General features: G+C 59.1%; 18 protein-coding genes and 1 riboswitch. Of the genes, 8 read left to right on the forward strand and 10 right to left on the reverse strand.

The window, feature by feature from the left end; genetic code table 11:
• Positions 1–137 precede the first annotated feature (137 nt).
• The 4 genes from QRN38_RS17285 to rpoE all read right to left on the reverse strand — a co-directional run bounded on the left by QRN38_RS17285 (position 138) and on the right by rpoE (position 4,033).
• A complete protein-coding gene (locus QRN38_RS17285) occupies positions 138–1,562 on the reverse strand; it encodes a DegQ family serine endoprotease (protein ID WP_373413277.1) in 1,425 nt (474 codons plus the stop codon).
• Between the two features lie 300 nt (positions 1,563–1,862).
• Entirely contained in the window at positions 1,863–2,819 is a 957-nt protein-coding gene (locus tag QRN38_RS17290) for a MucB/RseB C-terminal domain-containing protein (RefSeq protein ID WP_057418894.1), read from the reverse strand.
• An 8-nt stretch (positions 2,820–2,827) separates the two neighbouring features.
• Positions 2,828–3,418, reverse strand: a complete 591-nt coding sequence (locus QRN38_RS17295) for an anti sigma-E factor RseA C-terminal domain-containing protein (protein ID WP_057418893.1) — start codon at positions 3,416–3,418, stop codon at positions 2,828–2,830.
• 33 nt (positions 3,419–3,451) lie between these two features.
• A complete protein-coding gene (rpoE, locus tag QRN38_RS17300; RefSeq protein ID WP_003378493.1) occupies positions 3,452–4,033 on the reverse strand; it encodes an RNA polymerase sigma factor RpoE/AlgU in 582 nt (193 codons plus the stop codon).
• 498 nt (positions 4,034–4,531) lie between these two features.
• Here rpoE and nadB point away from each other — a divergent pair, with 498 nt between their 5' ends.
• Positions 4,532–6,148, forward strand: coding sequence for an L-aspartate oxidase (gene nadB, locus QRN38_RS17305; RefSeq protein WP_054090412.1), 1,617 nt, complete (start codon positions 4,532–4,534; stop codon positions 6,146–6,148).
• On the opposite strand, the gene QRN38_RS17310 is transcribed toward nadB, so the two are convergent.
• Together QRN38_RS17310 and QRN38_RS17315 are read right to left on the reverse strand one after the other, a co-directional pair.
• Positions 6,117–6,581: a protein YgfX gene (locus tag QRN38_RS17310; RefSeq protein ID WP_011104913.1), complete on the reverse strand. Its 465-nt coding sequence runs from the start codon at positions 6,579–6,581 to the stop codon at positions 6,117–6,119. The two genes, nadB and QRN38_RS17310, sit on opposite strands and share 32 nt — an antisense overlap.
• Positions 6,565–6,819: an FAD assembly factor SdhE gene (locus QRN38_RS17315; protein WP_003378499.1), complete on the reverse strand. Its 255-nt coding sequence runs from the start codon at positions 6,817–6,819 to the stop codon at positions 6,565–6,567. The genes QRN38_RS17310 and QRN38_RS17315 overlap by 17 nt, the downstream gene beginning before the upstream one ends.
• Before the next feature lie 152 nt (positions 6,820–6,971).
• Here QRN38_RS17315 and ygfZ point away from each other — a divergent pair, with 152 nt between their 5' ends.
• The gene (gene ygfZ, locus QRN38_RS17320; RefSeq protein WP_057418901.1) at positions 6,972–7,913 is read left to right on the forward strand and encodes a CAF17-like 4Fe-4S cluster assembly/insertion protein YgfZ; all 942 of its coding nucleotides are present in this window, start codon (positions 6,972–6,974) and stop codon (positions 7,911–7,913) included.
• A gap of 113 nt (positions 7,914–8,026) precedes the next feature.
• Complete coding sequence (locus tag QRN38_RS17325; RefSeq protein ID WP_005764752.1) at positions 8,027–8,848, forward strand: HDOD domain-containing protein; 822 nt, start codon at positions 8,027–8,029, stop codon at positions 8,846–8,848.
• Positions 8,849–8,853: 5 nt separating this feature from the next.
• On the opposite strand, the gene tctE is transcribed toward QRN38_RS17325, so the two are convergent.
• The gene (gene tctE, locus QRN38_RS17330; protein ID WP_005764749.1) at positions 8,854–10,236 is read right to left on the reverse strand and encodes a two-component system sensor histidine kinase TctE; all 1,383 of its coding nucleotides are present in this window, start codon (positions 10,234–10,236) and stop codon (positions 8,854–8,856) included.
• Entirely contained in the window at positions 10,229–10,900 is a 672-nt protein-coding gene (tctD, locus tag QRN38_RS17335) for a two-component system response regulator TctD (RefSeq protein ID WP_005739198.1), read from the reverse strand. The genes tctE and tctD overlap by 8 nt, the downstream gene beginning before the upstream one ends.
• 492 nt (positions 10,901–11,392) lie before the next feature.
• Between tctD and QRN38_RS17340 the strand changes: the two genes are divergently transcribed.
• The 4 genes from QRN38_RS17340 to QRN38_RS17355 all read left to right on the forward strand — a co-directional run bounded on the left by QRN38_RS17340 (position 11,393) and on the right by QRN38_RS17355 (position 15,440).
• Positions 11,393–12,376: a Bug family tripartite tricarboxylate transporter substrate binding protein gene (locus QRN38_RS17340; RefSeq protein WP_375232269.1), complete on the forward strand. Its 984-nt coding sequence runs from the start codon at positions 11,393–11,395 to the stop codon at positions 12,374–12,376.
• Between the two features lie 62 nt (positions 12,377–12,438).
• The gene (locus QRN38_RS17345; RefSeq protein ID WP_005764744.1) at positions 12,439–12,897 is read left to right on the forward strand and encodes a tripartite tricarboxylate transporter TctB family protein; all 459 of its coding nucleotides are present in this window, start codon (positions 12,439–12,441) and stop codon (positions 12,895–12,897) included.
• A 1-nt stretch (position 12,898) separates the two neighbouring features.
• Positions 12,899–14,413 (forward strand): tripartite tricarboxylate transporter permease, encoded by a 1,515-nt coding sequence (locus QRN38_RS17350; RefSeq protein WP_007246815.1) that lies wholly within the window; start codon positions 12,899–12,901, stop codon positions 14,411–14,413.
• The gene (locus QRN38_RS17355; RefSeq protein WP_005764742.1) at positions 14,406–15,440 is read left to right on the forward strand and encodes an AbrB family transcriptional regulator; all 1,035 of its coding nucleotides are present in this window, start codon (positions 14,406–14,408) and stop codon (positions 15,438–15,440) included. Before QRN38_RS17350 ends, QRN38_RS17355 begins: the two co-directional genes overlap by 8 nt.
• Positions 15,441–15,458: 18 nt before the next feature.
• Here the strand turns inward: QRN38_RS17355 and ung are convergent, their stop codons facing one another.
• Together ung and QRN38_RS17365 are read right to left on the reverse strand one after the other, a co-directional pair.
• Positions 15,459–16,151, reverse strand: coding sequence for a uracil-DNA glycosylase (gene ung / locus QRN38_RS17360; RefSeq protein WP_003378513.1), 693 nt, complete (start codon positions 16,149–16,151; stop codon positions 15,459–15,461).
• Positions 16,152–16,331: 180 nt separating this feature from the next.
• Complete coding sequence (locus QRN38_RS17365) at positions 16,332–16,706, reverse strand: hypothetical protein (RefSeq protein WP_020341470.1); 375 nt, start codon at positions 16,704–16,706, stop codon at positions 16,332–16,334.
• Positions 16,707–17,196: 490 nt separating this feature from the next.
• A riboswitch (guanidine-I (ykkC/yxkD leader) is annotated at positions 17,197–17,299 on the forward strand.
• 63 nt (positions 17,300–17,362) lie between these two features.
• Between QRN38_RS17365 and QRN38_RS17370 the strand changes: the two genes are divergently transcribed.
• Entirely contained in the window at positions 17,363–18,430 is a 1,068-nt protein-coding gene (locus QRN38_RS17370) for a putative urea ABC transporter substrate-binding protein (protein ID WP_057418229.1), read from the forward strand.
• Positions 18,431–18,442 lie beyond the last annotated feature (12 nt).

The following is an 18,442-nucleotide window of genomic DNA, read 5'->3' on the forward strand; positions in this document are numbered from 1 at the left end:
CCGCCGAAAAATAGCCGGGAATTGTACCTGAACTAAGCAAGAGGCGTCACGCTTACAGGCACCCGGATCGGCGCACGGCAAACAAACAGCCACAAAAAAGGGTGGCCATGGCCACCCTTCCCGATCAAACCTGCCTGTTATTCCGACAGTTTGAAGGTAATGAAGGTCGCTCGGCCCTGACGCAGTACGCGCATCGAGACAGAACGGTCCTTGGGCAGGCTTTTCGCCACATCAGTGAATTGCTTCCCGGACGTGATCGCCTGATTGTTCAGGTGAGTGATGACATCACCCGGCTGCAAACCGATCAGCGATGCAGGACCATCAGTGACTTCCTTGATGGCCACGCCACCCTTGATGTCCAGCGTCTTCTTCTGCTCGGCGGTCAGCTCGATCACCGAAACGCCCAGACGGTTGCTGCTGCGCTCGGCACTGGCGCCTGCAGCACCGCCCATTTCCAGGCCCTCATCCGGCAGCGCGCCGACAGTGACGGTCAGTTTCTGACGCTTGCCATCACGAATCACTTCAAGCTCGGCCTTGCTGCCGTCCTTGAGGTTGCCGATCAGGTGTGGCAGGTCAGCCGACATGACGACTGGCTGGCCGTTGGCACTGAGAATAACGTCACCGACCTGCAAACCACCCTTGGCCGCCGGACCATCTTCAAGCACCTGTGCAACCAGTGCACCGGCAGGCTTGTCCAGACCGAACGACTCCGCCAGGTCCTTGTTCACTTCCTGAATAACCACGCCCAACCAGCCGCGACTGACTTTGCCACTGGCCTTGAGCTGGTTGGCAACGTCCATGGCGACATCGATCGGAATGGCGAACGACAGGCCCATGAAGCCGCCCGAGCGGGTGAAGATCTGCGAGTTGATCCCGACCACTTCGCCCGCCATGTTGAACAGCGGACCGCCCGAGTTACCCGGGTTGATCGCTACGTCGGTCTGAATGAACGGCACATAGGTGTCATTGGGCAGACTGCGGCCCTTTGCGCTGACGATACCTTTGGTCACCGAATGATCGAAACCGAACGGCGAACCGATCGCCAAGACCCACTCGCCCACTTTGAGCGTGTTGGAATTACCCAGCTTGGCGGTCGGCAGGTCCTTGCCTTCGATTTTCAGCACGGCGACATCGGTGCGCGGGTCGGTGCCGATCAGCTTGGCTTTCAATTCGCTGCGGTCAGAGAGGCGCACGAGAATTTCGTCGGCACCGTCGATCACATGGTTGTTGGTCAGCACATAGCCATCGGGGGAGATGATAAAGCCCGAACCCAACGACTGAGCCTCGCGCTGGCGATCACCCTTGCCGGCTCCTGGTGCGCGCGAACCTGGTGGCATGCTGCGCTCGAGAAATTCGCGCAACATCGGCGGCAAGCCTTCCAGATCAGGCATCTGCTTGTTGGCAACGGCGCGATCCGGCAGTTTCTGCCGTGTACTGATGTTCACTACCGCAGGCGAGGCCTGCTCGACCAGCCCGGTAAAGTCCGGCAGGTTTTCTGCCTGGGCTGTAGCGACCTGGCCGAGCATCAGCACGGCGGCGATCAATGAAAAGTAGGATTTCATGCGTGGTGTCGACATATGGCTCCCGTTCGTAACGAGCAAAATTAAGCAGTACAAAGCAACTGACTCAAAGACCCCGAGCAGCGATGCTCATCCCTGGATCAGCTATATGGCCTTAAAAACGACAAAAGGCCAGAGCTGCGAGGCTATGACCTATAGAAAAAAAACAGGCTTTTTGCAACGTTCAAACCTCACCAAACATTTCAGCGTCTCAGCGCGAGGCCAGATTGACTGCAGTCTGGCGACTCATCGAACCCTTGATGAAAACTTCTACATCAAGGGCGCTCTGGTGATTTCGGGTGCTTACTTCTTCACTGGAGTTTCATCGTTACGCATGGACAATGCAATACGCTCAGCCGTGCCCATCGGCACCTCTCCCACGACTGTCACCATCATGTCGCCCTGAGGCGTGGTAAGACGACGCGAGACCGCCACGGTAGGACCCAGCTGGGTTCGGATGTCTGATGAAGATGCGCCTTTCACTGCTTCGACAAAGACTGAAAATTGCGCCAGACCGTCACCGTACATCAACCGGGTAACCGACGATTGCGTGGCGGGATCCTTACGGACGCTGCTGCTACTGACTTCGAAACCCGGAGGCAGCCAGTCAGAGTGCCATGCCACAGGCGTAGAAGGCTCAGGTTTAGGCTTCGCGACCGTGACGGGTTTGCAGTCAGCACCCGCCTTGAGCATCTGCTCGGACAGGACACTGGACGTGTCAAGATCGGTAAACTGAAAACGTTCGAGCAATTGGCCTCTTTCACTCAACAACAGTGACTTGAGCAATAACCCGGTTTCATTATCGAGATGCAGCTCGAGGCCATATCGATGCTGGTCTTTTGGCGACAACGCAACAATGGTTGTCGAGCGACCAGCCACTCTGGATTTGCCGACGGTTTTAATGTCGTACCAAGCGGAAAGTCTTTTGAGATCGAAGGCACGCGGAGCAGCAACAGCCGGGCTGGTAACACCCGCTTCGAGCGTGCCACTGACACACTGGGTGAGCCCACCCAGCCTTACAGCTTCCTGTGCAGAACCATCAAGCTGCAACAAACGCTCTTGAATCGTGCCATCCGCGACGCGGTGCCAGATCCGATGGGTAGAGAAACTACCGTTGCGTTCGTAAACAAAGGTGCCTTGATAGCTTTGCTGCTGATCAACCTTCGCAAGACGGTTTATAGCGTCTTGTGCATCATCAGCCTGAACCGGGAGGGCAAGCCATCCGCCAAGCAGTAATGGCAGTAGAGGGACGGCTCGCATGATCCTCCTTAACGGTTTTCCAGGCTCGCAGCACGGGCATACGGCAACGCGCTTTCGGTGCCTTTCAGGGCAGCTTCCTGTGCGTGCTGACGCAGGTAACCGGGCAGACGCTGATCACCTTGACCGGCACCCTGCAACACACCATTAGCCATAGGACCTGGCGCTTGCTCGGCGCTTTCAGTGTAACCAGCCAGTACAGCGGGACCTTTCACTTGCGGAACCGTGAGGTTCGCAGGCTGCTGTGTCTGCTGTGCCAATTGCGCACCAGCGATGTCATCCTGGTTGTACAGGCGGACACCAGCCAGAACGGCAACAGTAACCGACGCTGCTACAGCCAGACGACCCAGCGTACGCCAAGGACCGCGTGCGGCCTTAAGCGGGCTGACTTCATCGGCAATTGCGGCAGATACTGCGGCCGAAATGTCCAGATGAGGGATCAGCAGCTCTTTGTGCATGGCTGCGCGAGCAACCTGGTAACGCGACCAGGTGGCACGGGTGTCGACATCGTCAATGGCATTTAATACCCGACGTAATTCCAGCTCGTCCGCTTCGTTATCCAGTACCGCGGACAGCGATTCCTGCAGGGCTTCACGACTCATGGCGGGTTCCTCTCTTGGGCTATCGCCGCTGTCTCAGGATTCCTGCAACAACGGCTGCAGGGCTTTATCGATGGCTTCCCGAGCGCGAAAGATTCGAGAGCGCACGGTACCAACAGGACACTGCATGACGCTCGCAATGTCTTCGTAACTCAGACCGTCGAATTCACGTAAAGTTAGTGCCGTACGTAAATCTTCCGGGAGAAGCTGGATGGTCCGATGGACGGTGCCCTCGATCTCATCCCTCAGCAATGCACGTTCCGGCGACTCGATGTCCTTGAGGCCGTGATCGCCATCGTAGAACTCCGCGTCTTCAGACCTGACATCGCTATCTGGCGGTCGCCGACCTCGCGATACCAAATAGTTTTTCGCCGTGTTGATGGCGATGCGGTACAGCCATGTATAAAAAGCACTGTCGCCGCGAAAGTTTCCGAGTGCACGGTAAGCCTTGATAAAAGCTTCCTGTGCAACGTCTTGAGCCTCATGGGTGTCGTGCACGAACCGCACGATCAACCCTAGAATTTTGTGCTGATATTTCAGCACCAGCAGATCAAATGCTCTTGTATCGCCGCGCTGTACGCGCTCGACAAGCGCCTGATCCTCTTCCTGGGTTAGCATGAACACTCCTCATTAAGCATGAAGGAGTGTTGCAACTGACATTGTTCAGGCTTGCAAACATAGACTCGGGCTTTTCGCAAAAGTTCTCCCCCTTCAAGCAAGTTTCCTGCAGGCCGTCTTGAAAGCCTGCACGAAAAACGCAGCTCGACACGGTCGGCTGCGCGAATAGTCTTGTCGCCAGTCTCGCAGTTGATGATCACTTATCTAACCCTGCGAAAACGACGCTGTTCCTGTATAGGCAACCTGCTATTGAGCCCGGTTCTTATCAAAAAGTTCCATTGACACAATTACAGGTGTGAGCCGCAAACTGCACAAATGCCCCTGAAATCAGCGTACTGAAGCATTTCCAGTGACGGAACTCAGGGAAAACAATAGGCAGAGCGTCCGGGACTGGAGCACAATCCTGACCCGCCGTGGTCTCACATTGCCATGTAGGCGCGGCTATTGTGCCGTTCCCCCCATACTTATACTAGTAGCCGCCAAGGGCAGAATTCGCAGATGAGCCAACATTTTCAGCACGACGTACTGGTAATCGGCAGCGGCGCTGCAGGCCTGAGCCTGGCGCTTACCCTCCCCGACCATCTGCGGATTGCGGTTCTGAGCAAGGGTGACCTGTCCAACGGCTCGACATTCTGGGCCCAGGGCGGTGTTGCGGCGGTCCTTGATGACACTGACACTGTGCAGTCTCATGTCGAAGACACGTTGAACGCCGGTGGCGGCCTGTGCAACGAAGACGCAGTGCGCTTTACCGTCGAGCACAGTCGTGAGGCGATTCAGTGGCTGATTGATCAAGGCGTCCCTTTCACCCGGGGCGACGACGCAGACGTCGATGAAAGCGGCTTTGAATTTCACCTGACCCGCGAGGGCGGCCACAGTCATCGTCGAATCATTCATGCCGCCGACGCCACAGGCGCGGCCATCTTTCGTACACTGCTTGAGCAGGCCCGCAAACGGCCGAACATCGAACTGCTTGAACAGCGCGCCGCCATCGACCTGATCACCGAGCGCCGCCTGGGCCTTGAAGGCCAGCGTTGCCTGGGCGCTTACGTGCTCAATCGCAACAGCGGCGAAGTGGATACCTACAGCGCGCGCTTCACGATCCTGGCCTCGGGCGGCGCTGCCAAGGTCTATCTGTACACCAGCAACCCGGACGGTGCCTGCGGCGACGGGATCGCCATGGCCTGGCGCTCCGGCTGTCGGGTGGCTAACCTTGAATTCAATCAGTTTCACCCGACCTGCCTGTACCACCCGCAGGCCAAGAGCTTTCTGATTACCGAAGCCCTGCGCGGTGAAGGCGCTTACCTCAAGTTGCCCAACGGCGAACGCTTCATGCCGCGATTCGACGAACGGGCAGAACTGGCCCCTCGTGACATCGTTGCCCGCGCCATTGACCACGAAATGAAGCGGCTGGGTATCGACTGCGTCTATCTGGACATCAGCCACAAGCCCGAAGCTTTCATCAAAACGCACTTCCCGACCGTCTACGAGCGCTGCCTGGAATTTTCCATCGACATCACTCGCGAGCCGATCCCCGTCGTCCCGGCAGCGCATTACACCTGTGGCGGCGTGATGGTCGACAGCCAGGGCCATACCGATGTACCCGGCCTGTACGCTATCGGCGAAACCAGCTTCACCGGCCTGCACGGCGCCAACCGTATGGCCAGCAACTCGCTGCTGGAATGCTTCGTCTACGCCCGCTCGGCAGCCGCCGACATCGAAAAACAGTTGTCCAGTGTGCCGATGCCGACTGACCTGCCAGCGTGGGATTCCAGCCAGGTAACCGACTCGGACGAAGACGTGATCATCGCCCACAACTGGGACGAATTAAGGCGGTTCATGTGGGATTACGTTGGTATCGTGCGCACCAACAAACGCTTGCAGCGCGCCCAGCACCGTGTGCGGTTGTTGCTCGACGAAATTGATGAGTTCTACAGTAACTACAAGGTCAGCCGCGACCTGATCGAGCTGCGTAACCTGGCCCAGGTGGCCGAACTGATGATCTGCTCGGCCATGCAACGCAAGGAAAGCCGAGGGCTGCATTACACGCTGGATTACCCGGACATGCTCCCGGAGGCACTGGACACTATTCTGGTACCGCCCACTTTCGTCGGCTGAACTTCAGTCGCACGCGCAAACGCCGGTGAATGTCCGGCGTCAGCGCGTCACGCGTGATACAGCAGCTTTTTGCCATCCGGGAGGGTCGCCCCTGAACAACCGGACGAAAACGCAGAATAACCACTAACGGCAACGCGAGGCTGTCCGGGCATAGCTGCACAGGCTGCCAGCCGCCCCGCTCGCTCCACAATTGCCAGCCCTGTTCATCGCGCCGCAGGGCAGTGAAGGCCGCAGGATGACTGAGCAGTAACGCACGGGGAATCACCCAGGCGGCATGCCCCAGACAGAACAACGCACCTGCAACCGATGCCCATAAAGGGATATCCAGCCAGCACAAGGCCGTCAGTGCCAGTAACTGAACAGCAACGTACGCCGTCAGCAGCAGGCGCGAGGCCTGCCAGTGACATTCAAATCGATCACTTGGGCTGGACACGATCCAGAATCATGCGAACCATGCGTTGCAATTCGGCGTCCTCGGACTCGGCGCGCTGCATGAACCAGCCAAACATGTCCTGATCTTCACACGTCAGCAGGCGGCGATACAGATCGCGGTCCACGTCATTCAAATGCGGGTAGACCTCACGGACAAACGGCACCAGCAGCACGTCCAGTTCGAGCATGCCACGGCGGCTGTGCCAGTAAAGGCGGTTGAGTTCGACGTCTTCGACCATGGAGCGCTCCTCAAAGTAGGCGACGAGTATACAGCCGTGAGCCAGCCACGCGAATATCGCAATGGTCGCAGCAGTTTTCGTCTACCCGTATGCATAACCTCCACTCGGCACTATGATGTGTCCCCGGACACTTTCCCCACTTTGCGATGACCATGGCCTACACAGCTTTTTTCTGCACGCTATCCCATGAGGGCGTTCTCGCCGTTCGCGGCGTGGATGCTGGCAAATTTCTTCAGGGTCAGTTGACGTGCAACCTCAATTATCTCGACGAGAACACCTCCAGCCTGGGCGCCCGTTGCACCCAGAAAGGCCGTATGCAGTCGAGTTTTCGCCTCGTTTTCGAAGGTGACGGCTGTTTGCTGGCGATGGCCAGCGAGCTGATCGAGCCGCAATTGCTGGACCTGCGCAAGTACGCAGTGTTCTCCAAATCAAAACTGACTGACGAAAGTTCAGCCTGGGTGCGTTTCGGCCTGCAGGACGGTGACGGTGCGCTGGTCGGTCTGGGGCTGGATCTGCCTCAGGACACCGGCACTGTGGTGCGCGCCAACGAACTGATCGCGATTCGTGTCTCCCCGGCGCGCGCTGAACTCTGGGTCCGCGCCGAGCAGGCCGACACCCTCAAAGCGCGCCTGGCATCACAACTGGCCGAAGGCCCGCTGAATGACTGGCTGCTGGGTCAGATCCGAGTCGGTATCGGTCAGGTGTTCGGCAGTACCCGCGAGGAATTCATCCCGCAGATGATCAATCTGCAAGCGGTCGGCGGCGTCAGCTTCAAAAAGGGCTGCTATACCGGTCAGGAAATCGTTGCGCGAATGCAATATCTTGGCAAACTCAAGCGCAGGCTTTACCGCCTGACGCTGCGCAGCGATGAAATCCCGGCACCGGGCACTGCGCTGTTTTCCCCCGTGCATGGCAGCGCGGTGGGCAATGTGGTGATCGCAGCACAGGCCGGCCAGGACGTCGAACTGCTGGCTGTCCTGCAGGGCGATGCGGCAGAAAACGGTCACATACACCTCGGCTCGCCCGAGGGCGCTGCGCTGCACATGAATGAACTGCCCTACACACTGGACAGCAAACTCGAAACTCAGCGCTAGGCAGACGAACACATTCAGATTCCAATGGTCTGTAGAGCGTTCCAGCACACTTGCTGGCGCCCTGCGGGGCGCGCGGCAAACTCTGGACACCCCCAACGGCTGCGAGATGCAACATGAGCAAGATGGCTGACGAGGTGCAGAGAAACTTGATCAAGGCCATCGACAGAGATGCCTTGTTTCTCCCTACCCTGCCGGAAGTAGCACTGAGAATTCGCCTTGCCGCCGAGGACACTGAAATCAGTATCCTGGACCTGAGCAAGGTCATCGGTAGCGATACAGCCCTATCCGCGCGCCTGATAAAGGTCGCGAACAGCCCGCTGCTACGCCCCAATTTCGAGGTCAGCGACGTAAATACGGCGATCCGTCGCCTGGGCGTCAACTACACCTGCAACCTGGCCATCGGCCTGGTGGTCGAGCAGATGTTCCACGCCAAGTCGCCCGTCATCGAGCAGAAAATGCGCGACATCTGGAAACAGAGCCTGCAGGTCGCCGGTATCAGTTACACCCTGTGCCAGAATTACACGAACCTCAAACCTGACCAGGCGACGCTCGCGGGGCTGATCCATTTGATCGGCATTCTGCCGATTCTTACCTACGCGGAAGACCACTACGAACTGCTCGCCGACCCGATCAGCCTTAATCATGTGATCGACAGTATTCACCCGGTCATCGGCGAACGCCTGCTGCGCTCATGGGATTTCCCGGAGCCGCTGGCCTGTGTGCCGGGTCAGTTCCAGAATTTCGCACGCGTTTCCAGAAACCCGGACTACATTGATCTGGTTCAGATAGCCACCGTGCATGTCCACAAGGACACCGACCATCCATTCAGCCTTATTGAAATGGTCGACCTGCCGGCGTATAGCCAGTTGCGGCTTTCCCGCGCCGACGGCATGCTCGCAGCCCAGATGGACGAAGCCAAAAGCATGCTTTATTAGCGCGATCAGGTCGCGCTGAAACTGACCCGCACTTTCAGCCCCTGCTCGGCACCATCATGCAGCGTGATTCTGGCCAGGTGCGCACGACAGATCTCTCCCACGATTGCCAGACCCAGCCCTGCCCCATTGCCCTGCTGACTGCGTCGATAAAAGCGTTCGAAGACTCGCTCGCGTTCCGCTGGCGGAATACCAGGGCCGTCATCCTCCACTTCCAGAACGCCCGGCGCATAAACCCGCAATACCACGTTGCCACCCGGTGGTGTATGAGCCAGCGCGTTGTCGATCAGGTTGCTCAGCAACTCGTTAAGCAAGGTCGGTTCGCCACGCAGCCAGACCGGCTCGTCGGCTTCCAGCGCCAGCGCGACACCACGCGAATGGGCCAGCGGTGCCATTGCCATGCCCAGCTCCCTGGCCAGTTGGCTGAGGTCCAGGTGCTGCGCGCCCCCTTCGGCAATTGCCCGCGCACCGTTTTCAATGCGTGCCAGCGACAACAGTTGATTGGCCAGATGCGTGAGGCGATCCGTGCCAAGCGCAGCTGACTCCAGCGTGCTGCGCCATTGTTGCGGGTCCTGCTCGCGCAACCCCAGCTCGACCCGAGCCTTGAGCGCGGCCAGCGGCGTGCGCAACTCATGGGCGGCATCGGCAATGAACTGCGCCTGACGCTCGAACTGCAAACGCAGCCGCTCGGTAAAATGGTTGAGCGCGCCGACCAGCGGGCGCAGTTCATGCTGCACTTCGACCATCGGCAACGAGCGCAGGTCATCGGTCTGTCGCTCTTCGACCGCCGTGCGCAGCCGCTCCAGAGGGCGCAATGCTGCACTGACGGTAAACCAGACCAGCAACAACGCGCCGCCACCGAGCATGCCCAGACGCAGTAATGTGTCGGCCATCAGGCTGCGCGCCATGCCCTTGCGCGCCTCCTGGGTTTCCGCCACACGGATTTCTGCCGTGCCGTTCATGCCCGGATCAGTCACCGGCTTGAGCAGGCTGACCACCCGCACATCCTGGCCCTGATAGGTCCCGTTATAAAATTTGGCCAGCGCCGGGTAATCATCGGTGCGCAGTGTGCCGGGCGGCGGCGATGGCAGATTTTCGTAACCGGAGATCAACTTCTGATGGATGTCGTTGACCTGGTAATAAATGCGCCCCTCGCTGTCGTAAGCAAAGGTGTCCAGCGCGACGTAGGGGATGTCAGCGCTAAGCGTTCCGTCGCGCTGGGTCAGGCCAGCAGCAATGGTCCGGGCCGACGCCAGCAGGGTGCGGTCGTAGGCGGTGTCAGCCACCTCTCGGCCATTCCAGTAAGCGCTCATGCCGCTGGCCAGCATCAACATCACCAGCAGCAGTGCCAGATTCCACAGCAGCCGCCAGCGCAGGCTGTCGTTAATCATCGCGACTTTCAAGCAGATACCCCAGCCCCCGGAAGGTCACGATGCCCACAGAATGCCCGTCGAGCTTCTTGCGCAGACGATGGACGTAGATTTCGATGGCGTCAGGACTGGCCTCTTCATCGAGGCCGAACACCTGCGCGGCCAGTTGCTCTTTGCTCATGACCCTGCCCGGCCGGGCGATCAAGGCTTCGAGCACCGCCTGTTCGCGGGAGGTCAACGTGAGCAACTCATCGCTCAATGTAAAACGGCGCGTGTCCAGATCGTAGGCCAGTACACCACAGCGCTGCTGGCGCTCGCCGCCCAGCACACTGCGACGCAACAGTGCCTTGACCCTGGCTTCCAGCTCGGAGAGCTCGAACGGCTTGGCCAGGTAATCGTCGGCCCCCAGATTCAGGCCGTGAACCCGGTCTTTGACGTCGCTGCGGGCGGTCAGCATAAGCACCGGCAGGTTCTTGCTGCGCGCCCGTAAACGTGCCAGCACTTCAAAACCGTCCATGCGCGGAAGACCGACATCGAGAATGGCGACAGCGTACTCTTCGCTGCTCAGCGCCAGGTCGGCGGCAACGCCATCGTGCAGCACATCCACGGTCAAACCCGCGCTCTTGAGCGCCTGCGCGACACTTTCAGCCAATTGCAGATGATCTTCCACAAGAAGAACACGCATCGCCGTCTCCTGATTGTCACTGTTGTTATCGATCTGGGCATCGATGCTTATGGCCGTGGAGTTTACAGGCCGGCCGCCGCCTGTGAAGGGCAGAAACGACCCGCAAACCTTCCACAGCGAATTGCAAGGTAGCTGAAAGGTTTGCGAAAGGTTGGTCATTTAGCATCGCAGAACGACCCGACAACCGGGTACGTGTAAAACAGGCGCCCGGATGCGTCTGGAAAATAAAAACAATAAATCGGTAAACGGAGTCACCTCATGTCTACGCCAGCTAAGGCTTGCTCGCTCGTCAATCGCATTGCACTGTGTATCGCACAGCGTCAGCCCCCTCGCCGCTGCACTCTCCTCCAGCACCTGGATACACCCCCTGTCATCGATGACTGCTCATTGTCAGTGAACAATTATTGGCGTGCGCGCGACAAAAGCGACTGTTGAACCGCCTCTTTCATCCATAAAACCTCTCTCATCCAAAAACAATAATATTTCTGGAGACTGACTATGAAATTTTCCCTGCGTCAGATAGCGGCCACCACCGGATGCCTGTTGATGGCCAGCCAGTTGCTTGCCGAGCCCAAACGCCCGGAATGCATTGCGCCCGCCTCACCCGGCGGCGGCTTCGATCTGACGTGCAAGCTGGTGCAGAGCGCGCTGATCAACGAGAAGATTCTGACCACACCCATGCGCGTGACCTACATGCCCGGCGGCGTCGGTGCGGTGGCCTACAACGCCGTGGTGGCTCAGCGTCCGGCCGATGCGGGTACGCTGGTGGCGTGGTCCAGTGGTTCGCTGCTCAATCTGGCGCAGGGTAAATTTGGTCGTTTCGATGAAAACGCCGTGCGCTGGCTTGCCGCCGTCGGCACCAGTTATGGTGCTATCGCGGTGAAAAGCGACTCGCCCTATAAAAACCTCGACGATCTGGTCAAAGCCCTCAAGGCCGACCCGAGCAAAGTCGTGATCGGCTCCGGCGGTACGGTAGGCAGCCAGGACTGGATGCAGACCGCCCTTATCGCCAAAGCCGCAGGGATCAACCCGCGCGCCTTGCGTTACGTGGCGCTGGAGGGCGGCGGCGAGATCGCCACAGCACTGCTCGGCGGGCACATTCAGGTGGGCAGTACCGACATCTCCGACTCCATGCCGCACATTCTAAGCGGCGACATGCGCCTGCTCGCCGTATTCGCCGAGAAACGCATCGACGAGCCGGAAATGAAAGACATCCCCACCGCCAAGGAACAGGGCTACGACATCGTCTGGCCGGTGGTGCGCGGTTTCTACCTGGGGCCCAAGGTCAGCGACGAAGACTACACCTGGTGGAAAGGCTCGTTCGACAGGATTCTGGCCTCGGAAGACTTCGCCAAACTGCGCGATCAGCGCGAACTCTTCCCGTTCGCCATGACCGGTGCGGAGCTGGACACCTACGTCAAAAAGCAAGTCGCCGACTACAAACTGATGGCCAGGGAATTCGGCCTGATTCAGTAATTGCACCCAATTGACTGACTTTCAGTTGCGCCTGCACAACGGGCGCGATCAAGGAGCTTCTCATGGTCATACAACGCATTTTCGCTGCCGTATTGCTAATGGCCTGCCTGGGCCTGGCCCTAATGGCCTGGCCGTATCAGGCACCTTTTTCCTACGAACCGGTCGGGCCGAGGGCCTTTCCACTGCTGATGCTCGGGCTGATGGGCGCGGCCCTGCTGTACCTGCTGATTCGTCCCACAGCCATTGTCCATACCGAAGAAGAGCCCGCACTGGATCGCGAAACGCTGGTCAAGATCGGCCTGTGCATCGCCCTGCTGCTGATCTTCGCCGGGCTGTTTGAACCGCTGGGCTTCATACTCAGCAGCATCCTGATCGGCATTCCCATGGCGCGCCTGTACGGCGGGCGCTGGCTGCCCAGCGTCGTGGTGGTCATTGTAATGAGCATCGGCCTTTACCTGTTGTTCGACAAGGCCATGGACGTTCCCCTGCCTTTGGGCCTGCTCAGCGTTCTGGAGAACTGACATGGACACTTTCAGCTATCTGGGCCAAGGCTTCGGCGTCGCGCTCACCCCGTACAACCTGATCACCGCACTGTCAGGCACGCTGATCGGCACCGTCGTCGGCCTGCTGCCGGGGCTGGGACCGATCAACGGCGTGGCGCTGCTGATCCCCATCGCCTTTGCTCTGGGCCTGCCGCCCGAATCAGCACTGATTCTGCTGGCGGCTGTTTATTTGGGCTGCGAGTATGGCGGCCGCATCAGTTCCATTTTGCTGAACATTCCGGGCGAAGCGTCCACGGTCATGACCACGCTGGACGGTTATCCGATGGCGCGTCAGGGCCTGGCCGGGGTTGCGCTATCGCTGTCGGCCTGGAGCTCGTTCATCGGTGCGCTGATTGCCACCTGCGGCATGGTGCTGTTCGCGCCGTTGCTCGCAAAGTGGGCAATTGCCTTCGGTCCTGCGGAATATTTCGTACTGATGGTGTTCGCCATCGTCTGTCTGGGCGGCATGGCTGGCGACAAGCCCCTGAAGACGTTCATTGCTGCGCTGATCGGCCTGTTTCTGTCTGCGGTGGGCATTGATGCCAACAGCGGGGTGTATCGTTTTACCGGGGACAACATTCACCTGACCGATGGCATTCAGTTCGTGGTGCTGGTTCTGGGACTGTTTTCGATCAGCGAAATCCTGTTGCTGCTGGAGAAAACCCATCGAGGTCAGGAGGCGGTCAAAGCCACCGGGCGCATGATGTTCAATTTCAAGGAAGCGGCCTCGGTGTTCGTGGTCAACATTCGCTGCGGGCTGTTGGGCTTCATTCTCGGCGTGCTGCCAGGTGCCGGGGCAACGCTGGCCAGCGCGGTCGCTTACATGACGGAAAAGCGTATCGCCGGCCCGACCGGCAAATTCGGTCAGGGTGACATGCGCGGCCTGGCAGCCCCGGAAACCGCCATCGGCGCCAGTGCCTGTGGCGCGCTGGTGCCGATGCTAACGCTGGGCGTTCCGGGCTCGGGCACTACGGCAGTGATGATCGGTGCGCTGTCGCTGTACAACATCACGCCGGGGCCGATGCTGTTTCAGCAGCAGCCGGACATTGTCTGGGGTCTGATCGCCTCATTGTTCATCGCCAACATCATGCTGGTGATCCTCAACATTCCGATGATCCGTATCTTCACCCGCATCCTCGCCGTACCAAACTGGGCGCTGGTACCAGTGATCGCGATCATTACCGGGATCGGCGTGTACGCGGTGCATGCCACCACTTTTGACCTGTTCCTGATGGTCGGCATCGGCATCTTCGGTTACATCCTGCGCAAGCTGGACTTCCCGCTGTCACCGATCCTGCTCGGCTTCATCCTCGGTGGGCTGATGGAGCAGAACCTGCGCCGTGCCCTGTCGATCTCCAATGGCGAGCTGGGCATTCTCTGGGCCAGCCCGATCACGCTGGGCGTCTGGGTGGTGACCGTACTGATGATGCTGTTCCCGCTGATTCGTATCTGGCGCAAGCGCGCAAAACAGCGGGCTGCCATGACGCATGGCTGATTCGTCTTTTCGCCACTGGTGGGCGACACCGCTGGTCGGTCTGCTTGGCGGGTATCTCGCCAGCCAGGTCGGCTGGCCATTGCCGTGGATGGTCGGTTCTTTACTGGCGATCATCCTGGTGCGCTGCCTGACGCCCTGGCAACTGGCGCAGATTCCCGGCGGGCGCAAATGCGGTCAGTTGATCATTGGCATCGGTATCGGCCTGCACTTCACCCCGGTGGTCATCGAGCAGGTGCTGGCGCACTTCGGGCTGATTTTCATCGGTGCGCTGGTTACCAGTCTCTCGTGTCTGGTCGGCGTCTGGCTGATGCTGCGCACCGGAGAGGATCGCCCAACAGCGTTTTTCTCGAGCATGCCGGGCGGTTCCGGCGAGATGGTCAACCTTGGCGCACGCAACGGGGCCAAGCTCAGCAGCGTCGCTGCCGCGCAAAGTCTGCGGGTGCTGGCGGTGGTGTTATGCGTGCCGGCGATCTTCAAATACCTGCTGGGTGATGGCGCGCCTGCGCTGCACAGCACGGTAGTCGACTGGCGCTGGCTGGCCTTCCTGCTGGTGGCCGGCGCGGCATTGGCCTGGCTGTGGCAACGCCTCAAACAGCCTAACCCGTGGCTGTTTGGTCCGTTGTTGCTCAGCGCCGTGGTGAGCGTGGTCTGGGACCTGAAAATCGGCCTGCCCAATGGGGCCAGCCAGTTGGGTCAATTGCTGATCGGCAGCGGGCTGGGTTGTCACTTCAATCGGGAGTTCTTTCGGAGAGCGCCGTCGTTTCTGGCGCGCACGTTGCTGGGCACTGCGCTGACCATGTTGATCGCAGCGCTGGCAGCACTGGGGCTGAGCGCCCTCACCCATCTGGATGTGCGCTCACTGACGCTGGGCATGATGCCCGGTGGCATTGCCGAAATGAGCCTGACCGCCGAGGTGCTGCAACTGTCGGTGCCCTTGGTGACGGCCATGCAGGTCATGCGCCTGCTGTTCGTACTGTTTCTCGCCGAACCGCTGTATCGACGCTGGAACACGCGGCTCGCTGACTGATACCTTGATCCACATTGATCAGAGTGCAGGCAATCGCCAGTCGATCGGCGCCAGGCCGTTTTGCTCAAGGTACTTGTTGGCGCGCCCGAAGTGCCCGTTGCCCAGAAAGCCTTTGTACGCCGACAGCGGCGACGGATGGACCGAGGTCAGCACCAGATGCTTGGTCGCATCGACCAGCTTCTGCTTGCCTTGCGCGTGAGCGCCCCACAGCAAAAACACCAGATGCGGCTGATGCTCGCTGACCACCTGAATAATCCGGTCGGTAAAATGCTGCCAGCCCTTTCCCGCATGAGACGCAGCATTGGCGCGCTCGACCGTCAGGGTGGTATTGAGCATCAGCACGCCCTGATCAGCCCAGGATTGCAGGCAACCATGGTTCGGAATATCGATGTTCAGGTCGCGTTTCAGCTCTTTATAAATGTTGACCAGCGAAGGCGGCGTCGGCACGCCTGGCTGCACCGAGAAGCACAAGCCGTGGGCCTGGTTAGGGCCGTGGTACGGGTCCTGACCGAGAATGACGACTTTTACGTTGTCCAGCGGCGTGGAGTTCAGCGCATTGAAAATCAACGGCCCCGGCGGATAGATCTCCTTGCCAGCGGCATGCTCCTGACGCAGAAACTCGCGCAGCTGCGCCATGTAAGGCTGCTCGAATTCGTCACGCAGGGCTTCTTTCCAGCTTGGCTCAAGCTTGATGCGGTCATCGCTCGTCATGGTTACATCCGGTAAAAACAATGCGCGGACACTAGAAAAGCCCGGCAGCAAAGTCAATGCCGGTTGCGCTCTGCGCATCCAGAATCGGACGCAGAGCGTCCAGAAAGGCATGCCGACGCAGAGCGTCAGCACGATAGTCAGTTCACAGCGTTGGCATTGTAGTAAACGCGCAGGTTTCAGCTACCGATGACCACCACGACCATCACCGCGTCCGCCTCGTCCATGATCGCGGCCATCGCGCCCGCCTCGACCACCGTGGTCATCCCAGCCGCGATTGCCACGGTCTCCGCGAAAACCGTCGTTACGCCCGAAACCGCCATTTCCACGAAAGCCGTCATTTCTCCAGCCATAGCCCGGCGGGCGTCCTGGCTGGTAATAGCGCGGCACGGGGGGTGGCGCGTAATAACGCGGTGCCGGAGCGTAGTAGCGAGGTTGGGTGTAATAACGCGGTTGCGGCGCCACGTAGACGCGCCGCTCTTGATAATAGGTGGCGTTGTAGCCGTTGTCGTACGCGTAAGCACCCCCGCTGACGACCGTCGTCGGCTGTGTGTACACGTCAGATTCGTAGTATCCAGGGCCTGCGTAGCAACCAGTGAGGAAAAGGGTCAGCAACGTGATAAGCAAGGGTCTTCGATACATGGCGGCCTCCTGGACCGCGATTGGGCACAAACCAGCGACGCTGGTCGGCGTCCGCCAAAGCGGTTGGCGGACGAAAAATCAGACAGCGAAAAGGCCTTCTAGTGCCCTGGGCCCTTTACCTTCTGCGCCGTTTGCGCACTGGCAATCGATCTGGAAAAGGCTCTGAAACCATGGTTTGCGGGACTGTCGCAGTTTCTTACAAAGATGCTACAAAACATTTCGCAACGGCCGAAAACCTCGCGCCTCATCGCGGTGCAGCGTCGCACCAGCACAAGGCAGTTCTGCGTCCATCAAGCGCCCTCTTTCAGCAGCGCCTCATTGAAACCGGTGCTTTGCGCGAGTTGGCACAACTCTCGCTTGAGGACTGTTGTGCAGGAGTCAACACAGGTTCGCGGCACCACAATTTGCAATAGCCGACTAGGGTTCCGACTTGCCGACAGGCAAGTGGCTGGTCCGAGAGTTGGCGACCTCCAGTAGAGGTTACACGGCGGGACAAAAGCCCGGGAGACAGGGACACCAGTGGTGTCACGTTGCTCCTGGCCGCCTTTTTTCACTACTGGAGATTTCTCAACATGCAAAAGTCTCGTTTCTTCAGCCTGCTCACCGCAGGTTTGCTGGCTGCGTTGAGCCTCTCGGCGAATGCCGCCCAGAAAGATCACTTCAACGTCTGCTGGACCATCTATGCAGGCTGGATGCCGTGGGAATACGCAGGCAGCCAGGGCATCGTCGACAAATGGGCCAAGAAATACGGCATCAAGATCGATGTCACCCAGCTCAATGACTACGTCGAATCCATCAACCAGTACACCGCCGGCCAGTTCGATGGTTGCACCATGACCAACATGGACGCCCTGACCATCCCGGCCGCTGGTGGCGTGGAAAGCACGGCGCTGATCGTCAGTGACTTCTCCAACGGCAATGACGGCATCGTACTCAAAGGCAAAGACAAGAAAGTCGCCGACCTGAAAGGCATGGACGTCAATCTGGTCGAACTGTCGGTGTCGCATTACCTGCTGGCCCGTGCGCTGGACTCCGCCAAGCTCAGCGAAAAAGACCTGAAAGTCGTCAACACCTCGGATGCCGATATCTCGGCTGCTTTCAATACCGATGACGTGCAGGCGGTCACCACCTGGAACCCGATGCTGTCGGACATCAAGGCTAAGCCTGGCGTGACCGAAGTGTTCAACTCCAGCCAGATCCCTGGCGAGATTATGGACATGATGGTCGTCAACACTCAGACCCTGAAGGATAACCCGGCCCTGGGCAAAGCCCTGACCGGCGCATGGTTTGAAGTGGTCGCGCTGATGAACGCCAAAAACGCCCAGAGCAAAACCGCACTGGAGCACATGGCCAAGGCATCGGGTACTGATCTGGCCGGTTTCCAGGCGCAGCTCGACACCACCAGGCTGTTCGCCACGCCCAAGGAAGCGCTTGAGTTCGCCACCAGCAAACAACTGCCCGACACCCAGCGCAAGGTCGCGGACTTCTCGTTTGCCCACGACTTGCTCGGTGAAGGCGCGCGTGATGCGAACGCAGTCGGCATGACATTTGCCAATGACGTGGTCCTCGGCGACAAGGCCAATCTCAAGCTGCACTTTGACCCCAGCTACGTGCAGATGGCCGCCGACGGCAAGCTGTAAATCACGTTTCGT

This window comes from Pseudomonas sp. CFBP2511, from assembly GCF_030209255.1.
GTDB classification, from domain to species: Bacteria; Pseudomonadota; Gammaproteobacteria; order Pseudomonadales; family Pseudomonadaceae; genus Aquipseudomonas; species Aquipseudomonas avellanae.

Excerpts from the sequence above, each read along its gene's own strand:
- QRN38_RS17285 (WP_373413277.1), bottom strand. The coding sequence starts at position 1,562 with ATGAAATCCTACTTTTCATTGATCGCCGCCGTGCTGATGCTCGGCCAG.
- QRN38_RS17290 (WP_057418894.1), bottom strand. The coding sequence starts at position 2,819 with ATGCGAGCCGTCCCTCTACTGCCATTACTGCTTGGCGGATGGCTTGCC.
- QRN38_RS17295 (WP_057418893.1), bottom strand. The coding sequence starts at position 3,418 with ATGAGTCGTGAAGCCCTGCAGGAATCGCTGTCCGCGGTACTGGATAAC.
- rpoE (WP_003378493.1), bottom strand. The coding sequence starts at position 4,033 with ATGCTAACCCAGGAAGAGGATCAGGCGCTTGTCGAGCGCGTACAGCGC.
- nadB (WP_054090412.1), top strand. The coding sequence starts at position 4,532 with ATGAGCCAACATTTTCAGCACGACGTACTGGTAATCGGCAGCGGCGCT.
- QRN38_RS17315 (WP_003378499.1), bottom strand. The coding sequence starts at position 6,819 with ATGGTCGAAGACGTCGAACTCAACCGCCTTTACTGGCACAGCCGCCGT.
- ygfZ (WP_057418901.1), top strand. The coding sequence starts at position 6,972 with ATGGCCTACACAGCTTTTTTCTGCACGCTATCCCATGAGGGCGTTCTC.
- QRN38_RS17325 (WP_005764752.1), top strand. The coding sequence starts at position 8,027 with ATGAGCAAGATGGCTGACGAGGTGCAGAGAAACTTGATCAAGGCCATC.
- tctE (WP_005764749.1), bottom strand. The coding sequence starts at position 10,236 with ATGATTAACGACAGCCTGCGCTGGCGGCTGCTGTGGAATCTGGCACTG.
- tctD (WP_005739198.1), bottom strand. The coding sequence starts at position 10,900 with ATGCGTGTTCTTCTTGTGGAAGATCATCTGCAATTGGCTGAAAGTGTC.
- QRN38_RS17345 (WP_005764744.1), top strand. The coding sequence starts at position 12,439 with ATGGTCATACAACGCATTTTCGCTGCCGTATTGCTAATGGCCTGCCTG.
- QRN38_RS17350 (WP_007246815.1), top strand. The coding sequence starts at position 12,899 with ATGGACACTTTCAGCTATCTGGGCCAAGGCTTCGGCGTCGCGCTCACC.
- QRN38_RS17355 (WP_005764742.1), top strand. The coding sequence starts at position 14,406 with ATGGCTGATTCGTCTTTTCGCCACTGGTGGGCGACACCGCTGGTCGGT.
- ung (WP_003378513.1), bottom strand. The coding sequence starts at position 16,151 with ATGACGAGCGATGACCGCATCAAGCTTGAGCCAAGCTGGAAAGAAGCC.
- QRN38_RS17370 (WP_057418229.1), top strand. The coding sequence starts at position 17,363 with ATGCAAAAGTCTCGTTTCTTCAGCCTGCTCACCGCAGGTTTGCTGGCT.